This is a genomic window from Pseudomonas sp. RA_105y_Pfl2_P56 (genome assembly GCF_963970845.1).
In the GTDB taxonomy this organism is placed as follows: Bacteria; Pseudomonadota; Gammaproteobacteria; order Pseudomonadales; family Pseudomonadaceae; genus Aquipseudomonas; species Aquipseudomonas baetica_A.
On the sequence record NZ_CAXAPL010000057.1, the window covers coordinates 1 to 13,238 of the forward strand.

The window sequence follows — 13,238 nt, forward strand, 5'->3', positions numbered from 1 at the left end:
TTTGCCAATGTCGATACCGAGAAGCGTTATCGTATTCATGAGAGATCCTCCGCCGAAAACGAGAAAAGCCCTGCAAGCGTAAACCTGCAGGGCTTCTCGGTCAGGCTGACCATCTCATTAAACCCGGACACTGTCCGGGTTTTTTGTGTGCGCCTGAAACGACTTACTCAGCCGCTGGCTCTGCCGGCTTGCGGCGCTTGAGCGGGGCCATGCCATCGCTGCTCACCAGAGAGTCCGGCTTCGGACGATTGACGCTCTTGCGCTTGGTCGGCGTCTTGGCGGCGGTTTTCTTCTTGTCGCCCTTGGCGTCGGTCTTTTTCTTCTTCACGCCAACCGCTTTACCCGAGGCCTTGACCTTTTTCGGTCCGCCGTAGGTGCCTTTGACTTCCTTGACGGTGCGGCGCTCGAAGCTCTGCTTCAGATAACGCTCGATGCTCGACATCAGGTTCCAGTCGCCATGGCAGATCAGCGAGATCGCCAGACCGTCGTTACCGGCACGACCGGTACGACCAATGCGGTGTACGTATTCGTCGCCGCTGCGTGGCATGTCGAAGTTGATCACCATATCCAGACCATCGACATCCAGACCACGGGCCGCGACGTCGGTCGCTACCAGAATCTTCACCCCGCCCTGCTTCAGACGATCGATCGCCAGTTTGCGATCCTTCTGGTCTTTCTCGCCGTGCAGCACGAACGCCTTGTATTCCTGAGCCACCAGACGACCATAGATGCGGTCGGCCATGGCGCGGGTGTTGGTGAAGATGATTGCTTTCTGATAGGTCTCGTTGGCCAGCAGCCAGTTCACGATCTGTTCTTTGTGCTGGTTGTGGTCAGCGGTGATGATCTGCTGACGGGTCGTCGAGTTCAGTTGGCTGACCGCGTTGAGCTGCAAGTGCTCAGGGTTGTTCAGCACCTTGGCGATCATCTCGCGCAGGCCGGAACCGCCGGTGGTGGCGGAGAACAGCATGGTCTGCTGACGGTTCGGGCATTCATCGACCAGACGCTGCACGTCTTCGGCAAAACCCATGTCGAGCATGCGGTCGGCTTCGTCGAGCACCAGCACTTCAACTTCTTTCAGGTCGAGGTTGCCGGCGTTGAGTTGCTCGATCATCCGGCCTGGGGTGCCGATGAGGATGTCCGGCACCTTGCGCAGCATGGCGGCCTGCACCTTGAAGTCTTCACCGCCGGTGATCAGGCCGGACTTGATGAAGGTGAACTGCGAAAAACGCTCAACTTCTTTCAGGGTTTGCTGGGCCAGTTCACGGGTGGGCAGCAGGATCAGCGTTTTGATGCTGACGCGGACCTTGGCCGGGCCGATCAGGCGGTTGAGGATCGGCAGTACGAAAGCGGCGGTCTTGCCGCTACCGGTTTGCGCCGTCACCCGCAGGTCACGCCCCTGGAGCGCCAGCGGAATGGCCGCGGCTTGCACAGGCGTTGGCTCGACAAATTTCAGCTCGGCCACGGCTTTAAGCAGGCGTTCGTGCAGGGCGAATTGGGAAAACACGGGTGCTACCTCGAAGATATGCAAAAAAACAGCTGCATAGGTTACCGGTTTCGAGCGCTCAGGCCGAGTTTCTTTATACAAACGGTGCTAATCAGTGGTTTTTTGTTGCCTGATTTGTCTCTTACGGTAATACACAGCGTCTTAAATGCTCTAATCGCCCATCGCGTCTTACAGAAGAATCGTTTCTCTTATGGATTTCAAACAGCTCTGGCTCAACGCCCAGGACCTCTGGGGCACCCTGGAACAGCATCCACTCTTGCAGGCCGGCCTGGCTTTGGCAGTGTTGCTGGTGATCGCGCTGGTACTCGGACGAGTGGCGCGCTACCTGATCCTGCACGCCAGCCGCATGCTCGGCCGCCAGCCTTCGCTGCACTGGATCAACGATTTTCGCCACAACAAGGTGTTTCAGCGTCTGGCGCAAATGACGCCATCGCTGGTCATCCAGTTCGGCCTGCATCTGGTGCCCGAACTGAGTGACACCGCCATGACCTTTCTGGGCAACGTGGCGCTGGCGTTTACCATCCTGTTCCTGTTGCTGTCGGTCACCGCCCTGCTCAACGCCTTGCTCGACATCTATGCACGCACCGAACACGCCCGCACTCGCTCGATCAAGGGCTATGTGCAACTGGCGAAAATGGTCTTGTACGTGTTTGGCGCAATCATCATCGTCGCCACCCTGATCGACCGTTCGCCACTGTTGCTGCTCTCGGGTCTGGGCGCGATGTCGGCGGTGATTCTGTTGGTCTACAAGGACACGCTGCTGTCGTTCGTCGCCAGCGTGCAACTGACCAGCAACGACATGCTGCGGGTCGGCGACTGGATCGAGATGCCACAAGTCGGTGCCGATGGCGACGTGGTCGACATCACCCTGCACACGGTCAAGGTGCAGAACTTCGACAAGACCATTGTCTCGATCCCGACCTGGCGCCTGATGTCCGAGTCGTTCAAAAACTGGCGCGGCATGCAACAGTCTGGCGGGCGGCGGATCAAACGCAGCCTGTTCATCGACGCCAGCGGTGTGCGTTTCATTCGCGATGATGAAGAAGAGAAGCTGAGCCAGGTACATCTGCTGACCGACTACATGGGCCGCAAGAAAGCCGAGCTCAAGGCGTGGAACCAAGCCCAGGGCAATGTCGCGGCGATGTCCGCCAATCGTCGACGCATGACCAACCTTGGAACGTTCCGCGCTTATGCGCTGGCGTATCTGAAAAGCCACGCAGAGATCCAGCCGAACATGACCTGCATGGTCCGTCAGATGCAGACCACTGCTCAAGGCATTCCCCTGGAAATCTACTGTTTCACCCGCACCACGGCGTGGGCCGATTACGAGCGGATTCAGGGAGATATTTTTGACTATCTGCTGGCGGTGTTGCCGGAGTTTGGCCTGAGCCTGTATCAGCAGCCAAGCGGCGGGGATCTGCGGACGGGGTTGCTGCCGGCGGTGTTGGGTGCAAGCCACATTCCCGAAGCCCAGAAACACTTGATGTAACACCGCGAAGCAAAAACGGTGGGAGCGGGCTTGCCCGCTCCCACAGTGGGTTATGCGCTGGCCAGTGGTTTGCGGATCCCCAACCGGCTGATCCACACCGCTGCCAGAATCACACTCGCGCCGAGGAACAATCTTCCAAGCGCCTCATGCTGATTCCAGATCAGCAGATTCAGCAGCAAGCCCAACGGTACATGCAGGTTGTTCATCACCGCCAAAGTCCCGCCGTTGACCAGGCACGCTCCCTTGTTCCACCAGTACATGCCCAACGCCGTCGAGACCAGACCGAGGAACAGCAACACCCCCCATTGCAGCGGCGCTTCCGGCAGGAAGTTGGCTTTGCCGAACATCAGGAACGCTGGCAACACCACCGCCAGCGCACCGAGATAGAAGAAGCCGAAGCGCCGGTAATGCGGCAGATCGCTGGGGTGTTTTGCCACCAGATGCTTGTACAGCACCTGCCCGGCGGCGTAGGTGAAGTTGGCCAGTTGCAGCAGCAGGAAGCCCATGAAGAAGTCCGGGTTGACCCGGTCGAAACGAATCACCGCCGCGCCGCCCACCGCCACCAGTGCGGCGACCAGCGCCCATGGGTTGAAGCGGCGATTCAGCGCATCTTCGATCAGCGTTACGTGCAACGGCGTGAGGATGGTGAACAGCAACACCTCCGGCACCGTCAACACCCGGAAGCTCAGGTACAGGCAGACGTAGGTCACGCCGAACTGCAATGCGCCGATCAGCAGCATGCCGCGCATGAACGCCGGCTCCACCGAACGCCAGCGGGTCAGCGGGATGAACACCAGCCCGGCCAGCACCACACGCACCAGCACCGCAAAGTAACTGTCGACATGACCGGCCAGGTATTCACCGATCAGACTGAAAGAAAACGCTTGGATCAGCGTGACAAAAAGTAGATAGCCCATGATCGCCTCTGTTTCGAATGGCGGCGACGATAGCGGGTTTTGTCGTGAAGCGGATAAATCGCAGGCAAAAAAACCTCGAAAAAACTGCCTGGTCAGTCCCCTCGCCTTTCGGGTGAGGGCTATCAAGAACCCCCAATAAGCTCAAGCTTGAGCAAAGACCAAGGCTTGCGGCACATCGATGTCCCAAAGCACCCCGGGATCCTCCACCACCACTTCCACCACCCGTCCCTGCTTGAACAAAGGCCTGGCACCGCGCTCACCCGACAACGCCTGCAACCGCGCCCCCAACGAACGGCCGAACCCGACTGGATGCCCAAACTCGCCATCCAGCACCGGCACGCTCACCGCATCATCGGCCATCGCCGCCACCACCTGCTCGATACTCGACGGCAAGATAAACGGCATATCCCCCAGCACGATCAGCCAGCCATCCACATCCGGACACGCCGCCACACCCGCCGCAATACTGTCGCCCATCCCGGTCGATGCAATTGACAGCACCTCGCAACCATAAGCCTGCGCCATGCGCATCGCCTGCGGCCGCGCTTCAGTCGTCACAAGGATTCGCTTGTCGAGACTGGCCGGCAGATTGACCAAGACCTGCTCGATCACCGAGCGCACGGCGCCATCACGACCCGCGCAATCAGCCAGTAACTTATCCTTGTCGGCGCCCGCCACTTCGCGAAAGCGACGGCCCTCGCCCGCTGCCAGCACAATCACAGCAATGGATCGACTCATGCGCCCTCCACTGCCCTTTTCTGTTTCAGCTCGACGCCGTTTTTGATCGCGACAATTTCTGCCAGCAAGGACAAAGCAATTTCCGCCGGCGAATGACTGCCGATGTGCAGCCCGATCGGACCGTGCAATCGACTGATGGCCTGTGCCGACAAGCCTAGCTGGGCCAGATTTTCCCGACGCTTCTGGCTGTTGACCCGCGAGCCCAGCGCGCCGACGTAAAAGGCCCGCGAATCGAGTGCAGTGAGCAGCGCCATATCATCCAGGCGCGGGTCGTGAGTCAGCGCGACAATCGCCGTGCGTTCGTCGGTCTGAATGCTCAACACTGCATCATCCGGCATGCCGGGGACGAAACGACCGTGATGCTCTTCCCAGCCATAGACGAACTCGGTGCGCGGATCGCAGATCAACACCTCGAAATCCAGCAACCGCGCCATGTCCGCGACGTAACGTGACAATTGCCCGGCACCGATCAACAGCAGACGCCAACGCGGGCCATAGATGGCACGCAGGGTTTTGCCGTCGAAGAGCAGCGAATCGGACTGGCTGGCTGGCGACAACACCACTTCACCGGTGTCGATATTCAGCTCGCGCGCCACAATCTCGTGGGCTTCGCAACGTGCGAGCAATTCGGCCACCCACGCCGGATCGCCGACGCGCTCTTCAGTCAGACGCAACGTGCCACCGCAAGGCAAGCCGAAGCGCGCCGCTTCTTCACGGGTAACGCCGTAAGTGATCAATTGCACGGGCGGCCCGTCGGTAGCGATGCGTCCGTCGTGCAGACGGGCGATCAAGTCATCCTCGACACACCCGCCCGACACCGAGCCGATCACCACGCCATCTTCGCGCAACGCCAACATCGCGCCAGGAGCCCGGGGCGCGGTGCCCCAGGTCTGCACCACGCTGAACAGCACCACCCTCTGCCCGGCGCGGCGCCATTCGAGCACGCTGCGCAGGACGTTCAGGTCGACGCTGTCCATCACGCTTTCGCCTTCTGCCAGCCCTGCAACTGATAACGCACCGGCAGGTTCCGGATGCGTTGGCCGGTCGCCGCAAAAATCGCGTTGCACAACGCCGGCGCGATAGGCGGCACACCTGGCTCACCGACGCCGCCCAATGGCACATCACCCGGCGGCGTCACCAGATGCACCGCGACGTCCTTGGGCGCCAGCGACATGCGCGCCACTTCATACATGTGGAAGTTGTCTTGTTGAACCTTACCGTCCTTGAAGCTGATTTCACCCAGCACCGCGTTCCCCAGGCCCATGACACACGCGCCCTCGAACTGCGACCGGATGCGTTCAGGGTTGATCTGCGGCCCGCAATCCACAGCGATGTCAGCCTTGTGCACGATCAGCGTGCCGTCATCCTTGACCTCGACCTCAATCACCGCTGCCACGTAAGTCACGAAGCTGTAATGCACCGCCAATCCCAGACCACGGCCCTTGGGCAGTTTGCGCCCCCAACCGGCCGCCTTGGCAGCGGTTTCCAGCACGGTGCGCATACGCCCGGTGTCGATCGGATAACGCTCAGGGGATTCGCCGTAGTTCCACTCTTCACTCAACGTGCGCGGGTCGATCTGCCGATCCGGGCCAAGCAGCTTGATCTGGTACTTGAGCGGATCCTCACCGGCCTTGTGCGCCAGTTCGTCGACAAAGCTCTGGATCGCGAAACCATGGGGAATGTTCGACACCGAGCGATACCAGCCAACCCGCGTATGCACCGTGGCTTCGGGGTTTTCCAGACGCACATTGGGAATCGCATACGCCATGTTGGTGAAGCCCATACCCAACTCGAACGCCGCTTCATGATTCATGCCCGGCGCGAACAGCGCGGTAATGCTTGGCGCCACGGTGCGGTGCAACCAGCCGGACGGCATGCCGTCCTTGTCGACGCCAGCCTTCAGGTATTCAGCGGACACGGTGTGGAAGTACGAATTGTGAACGTCATCTTCGCGCGTCCACTGTACCCGCACGGCTTTGCCGGGGAATTGCTTGGCGAGGATTGCCGCTTCGATGACAAAGTCGGGTTTCGACTTGCGACCGAAACCGCCGCCGAGCAAGGTGACATTAACGGTCACGTTGTCGAAAGGCAGCCCTAAACGCTCGCTGATTCGCTCACGGGTAACCTGCGGTGCCTGACTCGGCGCCCAGGCTTCGCAGTGGCCGTCCTGGTAGCGGGCAATCGCGACCATTGGCTCCATCGGCGCTTGCGCCAGATGTGGCAAATAATAAGAGGCTTGAAGGGTGCTCGCGGCGCCGCTCATGGCTTTGTCGATATCGCCAGTGTTGCGCACCACTTTGCCGGGTTTCAGCGACGCGGCTTCCAGTTCCTTGCGGTAGGCAACCGAGTCGTAACTGGCGTTCGGGCCGTCATCCCACTCGATCTTCAGCGCCTCGCGCCCCTTGATCGCAGCCCAGGTGTTACTGGCGACCACCGCCACTCCGCCCAACGGCTGGAACTCCGAGGGCAACGGACGACTTTCGATCTGCATCACTTTAAGCACGCCGGGGACCTTCAGCGCGGCGCTGTCATCCAGCGATTTGACCTTGCCGCCATACACCGCTGGCCGGGCAATGGTGGCGTACAACATGCCATCGAAATGCACATCGGCGCCGTACACCGCGAGCCCCTTGACGATGTCATCACCGTCGATGGCTTTGGTGCCCTCCTTCCCGATGTAGCGAAATTCGGACGGCTGCTTGAGGCGCAGACTGTCACGCGCCGGCACCGCCAACGCACTGGCCGCAGCGGCAAGTTCACCATAGCCCAGCTCACGGCCGGACGGTTTATGCAGCACTTTGTGCAACTGTGCATGACACTCGCCAACCGGCACTTTCCACTGCTCGGCCGCCGCTTGTTCCAGCATCGTCCGGGCTGCCGCGCCGCAGCGGCGCATCGGTTCATACCAGTGGCGCATGCTGCGCGAACCGTCAGTGTCCTGGTTACCGAAACGCACTTCATCGCCCGGCGCCTGCTGGACTTTGACGTGAGCCCAATCGGCCTCCAACTCGTCGGCCACCACCATGGTCAGACTGGTACGCACGCCCTGGCCCATCTCGGAACGGTTGCAGACCACGGTCACGGTGCCATCAGCGGCGATGCTGACGTAAACCTTCGGATCGTCGATCCAGCCGTTGGGCATGCCGTCGGCGCCGAACTTCTTCGGTTTGTCCTCAGCCAACGCATCCTGCCAACCCCAACTCGCTGCCAACACCAGTGCACCGGTGGCGGTGGCGCCTTTGAGAAAACCGCGACGGCTGAGATTGCTCAGGGCGAAATCATGGGGTAGACGACTCATGCCTTGGCCTCCTTCAAATGAGTGGAAGCCTGACGGATCGCGGTTTTGATTCGGTTGTAGGTGCCACAGCGGCAGATATTGCCAACCATCGCTTCTTCGATCTGTTGGTCGCTCGGGTTCGGGTTGGTTTTCAGCAATGCAGTGGCCGACATGATCTGCCCGCCCTGACAGAAACCACACTGGGCCACGGCGCTGTCGAGCCAGGCTTGCTGGACGACTTGCCCGACCGGATCAGCGTGCAGGTTGTCGATGGTCGTAACGTTCTGCCCGACGACCGAGCCGATCGGCGTGATGCAACTGCGTGCCGGCAAGCCGTCGATATGAATCGTGCACGCGCCACACAAGCCCATGCCGCAGCCGAACTTGGTGCCGTTGTAACCGGCGACGTCGCGAATGGCCCACAGCAGCGGCATGTCTTCGGTGACATCAAGGGAATGGTCTTGACCATTGAGTTTCAGGGTAATCATGGGCACGCCCGCATATTCATGGAGGTTATGGGGTCGAGCAATCTGCTGCCGAAAAAGCAACGGAGGGTTCACGCAGATCGACTCAGGCTAATGCGGCTCTCTTGTGCCGACGGGAACGCCTGCACCGGGCCTTTGATGGAGCAAATGGCTGGTATCGTTAGCTCACTAAGTTAACCCAGCGTTAACAAAAAAGCCCTGCACTTTTTAATCGGTGCAGGGCTTGGGATGGTGTTCTGCAAGCGTAGCCTCAATAACGATTGGGCTCCATTTCAAGCTCGACATTGAAACGCTCGGCAATATCGTTCTGGATACGTTGCGCCAGATCGAGCAATTGCAGGCCTGTCGCCGTCCCGTAGTTGACCAGCACCAGCGCCTGCAATTTATGCACACCGGCATCGCCCTCACGAAAACCTTTCCAGCCTGCGCGCTCGATCAGCCAACCGGCCGCCAGCTTCATCTGCCCGTCTGGCTGCGCGTACGCCACCAGATCCGGGTGCTGCTCCTTGATCTGCGCCACCCGCGCCGCCGACACCAGCGGGTTTTTGAAGAAGCTACCGGCATTGCCGAGCACTGCCGGGTCCGGCAGTTTTTCGCTGCGTATGCTGCAAATGGCGCGGCTGACGTCGGTGGGCGTCGGCTGTTCGATGCCCTGTTCGGTCAAGCGCTGACGCACCGGGCCGTACTCCAGGTGCAGATGTGCCACGCGATCGAGTCTGAAGCGCACCCGCAGAATCAGCCAACGCCCCGGCTCCTGTTTGAACAGGCTGTCGCGGTAGGCGAAGTTGCATTCTTCCAGGGTGAAATCGCGCAGCTCGCCGCTCTGACGATCCAGCGCGGTGAGCCCGGCAAATACATCCTTGATCTCGACACCGTAGGCACCGATGTTCTGCATCGGCGCTGCACCAACGGTGCCGGGAATCAGGCTGAGGTTTTCCAGTCCGGAGAAACCCTGTGCCAAAGTGTGTTGCACAAACGCATGCCACGGTTCGCCCGCTTCGGCTTCAATCACCACACGGTTGCCGTCATCACTGATCACGCGGATACCGCGTGTGGCCATGCGCAGCACCAGCGCCGCAATGTCAGCGGTCAGCAGCAAGTTACTGCCGCCACCGATCACCAGCAACGGCACCTGGTGAGCAGCAGCATAGCTCAGCGCCTCACGCACCTCGGCGTCGCTGTGGGCTTCGGCATACAGTTGCGCCTGCACATCAACGCCAAAACTGTTGAACGGTTTCAGGGAAACCCCGGGTTGCACCTGCAAACTCATAACCGGCCCTTCACTTCGATCAACAGTTGGTCACACGCCGTCTCGATCAGATCCAGCACCTGCTCGAAGCCCTGATCGCCGTCGTAGTACGGATCTGGCACGTCATCGACCACACCGGCATAACGACGCAGGAACAGATCCAGTTCGGCCTTGCCGGTGGACGGCTGCAAGGCCTTGAGGTTGCGCAGGTTGCTGTTGTCCATGGCCAGGATCAGGTCGTAACGGGCGAAATCGGCACGGCTGACCTGTTGCGCGCGTTGCGCCGACAGGTCATAGCCGCGCACTTTGGCCGCGGCCTGGCTGCGCTTGTCCGGCGGGTTGCCGACGTGCCAGTCACCAGTACCGGCAGAAGCCACTTCAACCTGATCCGCCAACCCGGCCTCACGCAGTTTGCGGCGCAGCACGCCTTCGGCAGTGGGTGACCGGCAAATGTTGCCCAGGCACACAAACAGAACGCGCATCAGGCCTCCAGCAGGCGACGGACGCGCTCGAGGTCTTCGGCGGTATCGACACCGGTCGGCGGCGCGATCAGAGCGTCAGCCACATGAATACGCACGCCATGCCACAAGGCACGCAGTTGCTCGAGGGATTCGGTGTTCTCCAGCCAGCACGGGCCCCAACTCACGAAGTCCTGCAAGAAACCGGCACGGTAGGCATAAATGCCGATGTGGCGACGGTACGGCACGCCTTCGGGCAGTTGCTCGCGGCTCTTGGCGAAGGCATCGCGGGCCCACGGCAACGTGGCACGGCTGAACGTCAGCGCCAGGCCGTTGAGGTCGCTGACAACCTTGACTACGTTCGGGTTGAACAGGGTTTCCACGTCCTCGATCGGCTCGGCCAACGTGGCCATCCGCGCTTCGGTGTGGGCTGCAAGATTGGCGGCGACCTGATCGATCACGCTCGGTGGGATCAGCGGCTCATCGCCTTGCACGTTGACCACGATCGCGTCGGGTTCAAGCCCCAGTTTCGCCGCGACCTCAGCCAGACGATCGGTGCCGGAGTTGTGATCTTCACGGGTCAAAACCACTTCGGCGCCAAACCCTTTGCACGCCTCAACGATGCGCGCATCGTCCGTTGCGACCACCACGCGGGTGGCGCTGCTTTTGCTCGCCTGTTCCCAGACGTGCTGGATCATCGGTTTGCCGGCAATCAACAGCAGCGGTTTGCCCGGCAACCGAGTGGAGGCGTATCGCGACGGGATGACAACGGTGAAGGCTGTGGTCATTTATCCAGGCGCTCGTCGGTGGTCAAGGTGCGGGCTTCGGTCTCGAGCATCACCGGGATGCCGTCGCGGATCGGGTATGCCAGACCGGCGCCCTTGCTGATCAGTTCGGTCTTGTCGGCGCTGAGCTTGAGCGGGCCTTTGCAGATAGGGCACGCGAGGATGTCGAGCAATTTGGTGTCCATGAACATTCCCTGGATAAAAGAGTTAAGGCAAAAGACGATCCGGCAACAGGCGCATCAGTTGTGTGTCGAACCAGGCCACAAAGGCCGGCGACGGCACCGCATCGACCGCCAGGTACCACCAGTCGGCAGCAGCGAAGGCACGGCACTTCACCGCGTCCTTTTCGGTCATCACCAATGGCAATGACGGTGTGAAATTCAAGGCCTGCACGCTGTATTCGGCGTGGTCGGCAAACGCATGGGGGACTGCTCGCCAGTCTAGCGCTTCGAGGGTATTGAAGAAACGTTGCGGATTGCCGATCCCGGCGACCGCATGCACAGCCTGACCGGCCGGAAAATGATCGAGCGGCATACGTTTGCCGCTGCGCAGATTGACCAGTGCGGTGGGTTGCAGACGGAAGGCGAAACCGTCGTCGCGATCATCGAGCGCACCGTTGAACAGCACACCATCGACGCTTTGCAGACGTTCAATCGGCTCGCGCAATGGCCCGGCAGGCAGGCAGCGCTTATTGCCCAGGCCTCGGGCGGCATCGATCAGCACCAACTCCAGATCCCTGGCCAAACGGTAATGCTGCATGCCGTCGTCGGACAGAATCAGATCCAGCGGTTCGCTTTCGAGCAAGGCTTTGACGGCGGCGCTGCGATCGGGGTCGATCATCAGCGCCACGCCGGTGCGCTGAACGATCAGCAGCGGTTCATCGCCCGCGATATCGGCGCTTTGATCAGCCTCGACTCGCCATGGCAGTTGCGCAGGCTTGGCGCCGTAGCCACGGCTGACCACGCCCACACGCAAACCGCTGCGCCGGCAGTGTTCGATCAGCCAGAGAATCATCGGTGTCTTGCCCGTGCCCCCGACGGTGATGTTGCCGACCACGATCAGCGGCACTGGTGGCTGGTAGATTTCACCTTCGCCATCAAGAAAACGCTGGCGTTTGTTGACCACCACGCGGCGGTACAACATTTCCAGCGGCCGCAGCAGCGTCAGGGCCGGGTGCCCCTGATACCACGCGGCGAGCAAGCGATCAGACAGGCTCATCAGGATTTGGGCGCCGCCTCGACCGTGGTCATGCGCAGATGGCTGAAACCGAGCTTGCCGGCCGCGTCCATGGCAGTGATCACCGATTGGTGTTGAGTTTTGCCATCGGCACTGATCGACAACGGCAGGCTGGTGTCGCCGTTGGATTCTTTCTGCATGGCTTCCATCAGGGTGGCCAGATCGTTTTTCGGCAGAATCTTGTTGTTCACCGAAAACACGCCCTCGGCGCTGATGGCGACGTCGATCTGTTTGACCTGCTGATCTTCGGCGGGCGAGCCGCTGACCGCTTCCGGCAAATCGACGCGCAACTGGGTTTCACGGGTAAAGGTGGTGGTCACGACGAAAAACAGCAGCAGGATAAACACCACGTCAATCAGCGACGCGAGGTTGATGTCCACGGTTTCCCGGGGTTTGCGACGGAATTTCACGCTTTGCCCTCAGCCAGATCGACGTCACGGTCGCCCTGCACCACTTCAACCAGTTTGATCGCCTCCTGCTCCATGCCCACCACCAGTTCATCGATGCGGCGCTGCAGGAAACGGTGGAAGAAAACCGCCGGAATACCGACCATCAGGCCCGCTGCGGTGGTGATCAGCGCTTTGGAAATACCGCCAGCCAACACCGAGGCGTTGGTGCCCATGCCGGAACCGGTGAACGCGCTGAAAATATCGATCATGCCCAGTACGGTGCCGAGCAGGCCCAACAAGGGCGCCATGGCGGCGATGGTGCCCAGTGCATTTATGTAGCGTTCAAGCTCGTGAATGACCCGGGCAGCGGCCTCTTCGATGCACTCTTTCATGATCTCGCGACCATGTTTGGAGTTGGCAAGGCCTGCGGCGAGGATTTCCCCCAGCGGCGAATTGGCGCGCAATTCCTTGAGTTTTTCTTTATTGAGCTGCTTGTCCTTGATCCAGACCCAGACCTGACCCAGCAGATGCTCGGGAGTGACGCGACTGGCGCGCAGGGTCCACAGGCGCTCGGCGACAATCGCCATGGCCGCGATGGAACTCAGAATGATCGGCAACATCATCCAGCCGCCGGATTTGACCAATTCCCACACAGTGACAGTCCCCTCGAAAAAGTGCGCCACTTTACCATACCGGTTCATGATTAAGACC

At 60.5% G+C, this 13,238-nt stretch carries 15 protein-coding genes; 2 read left to right on the forward strand and 13 right to left on the reverse strand.

Annotated features, from left to right (window positions below):
- On the forward strand, nt 1-201 hold a 201-nt coding region (locus tag AACY11_RS26075), incomplete at its 5' end, for a hypothetical protein (protein ID WP_339496042.1).
- Here the strand turns inward: AACY11_RS26075 and AACY11_RS26080 are convergent.
- A complete protein-coding gene (locus AACY11_RS26080; protein ID WP_339430791.1) occupies nt 164-1,504 on the reverse strand; it encodes a DEAD/DEAH box helicase in 1,341 nt (446 codons plus the stop codon). The two genes, AACY11_RS26075 and AACY11_RS26080, sit on opposite strands and share 38 nt — an antisense overlap.
- Before the next feature lie 190 nt (nt 1,505-1,694).
- On the opposite strand from AACY11_RS26080, the gene AACY11_RS26085 reads away from it, so the two are divergent.
- The gene (locus tag AACY11_RS26085) at nt 1,695-2,993 is read left to right on the forward strand and encodes a mechanosensitive ion channel family protein (RefSeq protein WP_221733702.1); all 1,299 of its coding nucleotides are present in this window, start codon (nt 1,695-1,697) and stop codon (nt 2,991-2,993) included.
- 50 nt (nt 2,994-3,043) lie between these two features.
- On the opposite strand, the gene AACY11_RS26090 is transcribed toward AACY11_RS26085, so the two are convergent.
- From AACY11_RS26090 to AACY11_RS26145, 12 genes are all read right to left on the reverse strand, one after another.
- A complete protein-coding gene (locus AACY11_RS26090) occupies nt 3,044-3,910 on the reverse strand; it encodes a carboxylate/amino acid/amine transporter (RefSeq protein ID WP_339430793.1) in 867 nt (288 codons plus the stop codon).
- Between the two features lie 141 nt (nt 3,911-4,051).
- The gene (locus AACY11_RS26095; protein ID WP_339430794.1) at nt 4,052-4,648 is read right to left on the reverse strand and encodes a nucleotidyltransferase family protein; all 597 of its coding nucleotides are present in this window, start codon (nt 4,646-4,648) and stop codon (nt 4,052-4,054) included.
- Nucleotides 4,645-5,625 (reverse strand): XdhC family protein, encoded by a 981-nt coding sequence (locus AACY11_RS26100; protein ID WP_339496043.1) that lies wholly within the window; start codon nt 5,623-5,625, stop codon nt 4,645-4,647. The genes AACY11_RS26095 and AACY11_RS26100 overlap by 4 nt, the downstream gene beginning before the upstream one ends.
- The gene (locus tag AACY11_RS26105; RefSeq protein ID WP_339496044.1) at nt 5,625-7,946 is read right to left on the reverse strand and encodes a xanthine dehydrogenase family protein molybdopterin-binding subunit; all 2,322 of its coding nucleotides are present in this window, start codon (nt 7,944-7,946) and stop codon (nt 5,625-5,627) included. Before AACY11_RS26105 ends, AACY11_RS26100 begins: the two co-directional genes overlap by 1 nt.
- Nucleotides 7,943-8,413: a (2Fe-2S)-binding protein gene (locus AACY11_RS26110; protein WP_221733707.1), complete on the reverse strand. Its 471-nt coding sequence runs from the start codon at nt 8,411-8,413 to the stop codon at nt 7,943-7,945. Before AACY11_RS26110 ends, AACY11_RS26105 begins: the two co-directional genes overlap by 4 nt.
- Nucleotides 8,414-8,660: 247 nt before the next feature.
- A complete protein-coding gene (murB, locus tag AACY11_RS26115; protein ID WP_339430797.1) occupies nt 8,661-9,680 on the reverse strand; it encodes a UDP-N-acetylmuramate dehydrogenase in 1,020 nt (339 codons plus the stop codon).
- A complete protein-coding gene (locus tag AACY11_RS26120) occupies nt 9,677-10,141 on the reverse strand; it encodes a low molecular weight protein-tyrosine-phosphatase (RefSeq protein ID WP_339430798.1) in 465 nt (154 codons plus the stop codon). Before AACY11_RS26120 ends, murB begins: the two co-directional genes overlap by 4 nt.
- On the reverse strand, nt 10,141-10,905 hold the full coding sequence (gene kdsB, locus AACY11_RS26125; RefSeq protein ID WP_221733710.1) for a 3-deoxy-manno-octulosonate cytidylyltransferase: 765 nt from the start codon (nt 10,903-10,905) through the stop codon (nt 10,141-10,143). The genes AACY11_RS26120 and kdsB overlap by 1 nt, the downstream gene beginning before the upstream one ends.
- Nucleotides 10,902-11,087 (reverse strand): Trm112 family protein, encoded by a 186-nt coding sequence (locus AACY11_RS26130; RefSeq protein WP_187677807.1) that lies wholly within the window; start codon nt 11,085-11,087, stop codon nt 10,902-10,904. The genes kdsB and AACY11_RS26130 overlap by 4 nt, the downstream gene beginning before the upstream one ends.
- Nucleotides 11,088-11,109: 22 nt before the next feature.
- Nucleotides 11,110-12,120, reverse strand: a complete 1,011-nt coding sequence (gene lpxK, locus AACY11_RS26135; RefSeq protein ID WP_339496045.1) for a tetraacyldisaccharide 4'-kinase — start codon at nt 12,118-12,120, stop codon at nt 11,110-11,112.
- Complete coding sequence (locus AACY11_RS26140; RefSeq protein WP_221733712.1) at nt 12,120-12,548, reverse strand: ExbD/TolR family protein; 429 nt, start codon at nt 12,546-12,548, stop codon at nt 12,120-12,122. The genes lpxK and AACY11_RS26140 overlap by 1 nt, the downstream gene beginning before the upstream one ends.
- Entirely contained in the window at nt 12,545-13,180 is a 636-nt protein-coding gene (locus AACY11_RS26145; RefSeq protein ID WP_221733720.1) for a MotA/TolQ/ExbB proton channel family protein, read from the reverse strand. Before AACY11_RS26145 ends, AACY11_RS26140 begins: the two co-directional genes overlap by 4 nt.
- Nucleotides 13,181-13,238: the final 58 nt, after the last annotated feature.

Excerpts from the sequence above, each read along its gene's own strand:
- AACY11_RS26085 (WP_221733702.1), top strand. The coding sequence starts at position 1,695 with ATGGATTTCAAACAGCTCTGGCTCAACGCCCAGGACCTCTGGGGCACC.
- AACY11_RS26090 (WP_339430793.1), bottom strand. The coding sequence starts at position 3,910 with ATGGGCTATCTACTTTTTGTCACGCTGATCCAAGCGTTTTCTTTCAGT.
- AACY11_RS26095 (WP_339430794.1), bottom strand. The coding sequence starts at position 4,648 with ATGAGTCGATCCATTGCTGTGATTGTGCTGGCAGCGGGCGAGGGCCGT.
- AACY11_RS26100 (WP_339496043.1), bottom strand. The coding sequence starts at position 5,625 with ATGGACAGCGTCGACCTGAACGTCCTGCGCAGCGTGCTCGAATGGCGC.
- AACY11_RS26105 (WP_339496044.1), bottom strand. The coding sequence starts at position 7,946 with ATGAGTCGTCTACCCCATGATTTCGCCCTGAGCAATCTCAGCCGTCGC.
- AACY11_RS26110 (WP_221733707.1), bottom strand. The coding sequence starts at position 8,413 with ATGATTACCCTGAAACTCAATGGTCAAGACCATTCCCTTGATGTCACC.
- murB (WP_339430797.1), bottom strand. The coding sequence starts at position 9,680 with ATGAGTTTGCAGGTGCAACCCGGGGTTTCCCTGAAACCGTTCAACAGT.
- AACY11_RS26120 (WP_339430798.1), bottom strand. The coding sequence starts at position 10,141 with ATGCGCGTTCTGTTTGTGTGCCTGGGCAACATTTGCCGGTCACCCACT.
- kdsB (WP_221733710.1), bottom strand. The coding sequence starts at position 10,905 with ATGACCACAGCCTTCACCGTTGTCATCCCGTCGCGATACGCCTCCACT.
- AACY11_RS26130 (WP_187677807.1), bottom strand. The coding sequence starts at position 11,087 with ATGGACACCAAATTGCTCGACATCCTCGCGTGCCCTATCTGCAAAGGC.
- lpxK (WP_339496045.1), bottom strand. The coding sequence starts at position 12,120 with ATGAGCCTGTCTGATCGCTTGCTCGCCGCGTGGTATCAGGGGCACCCG.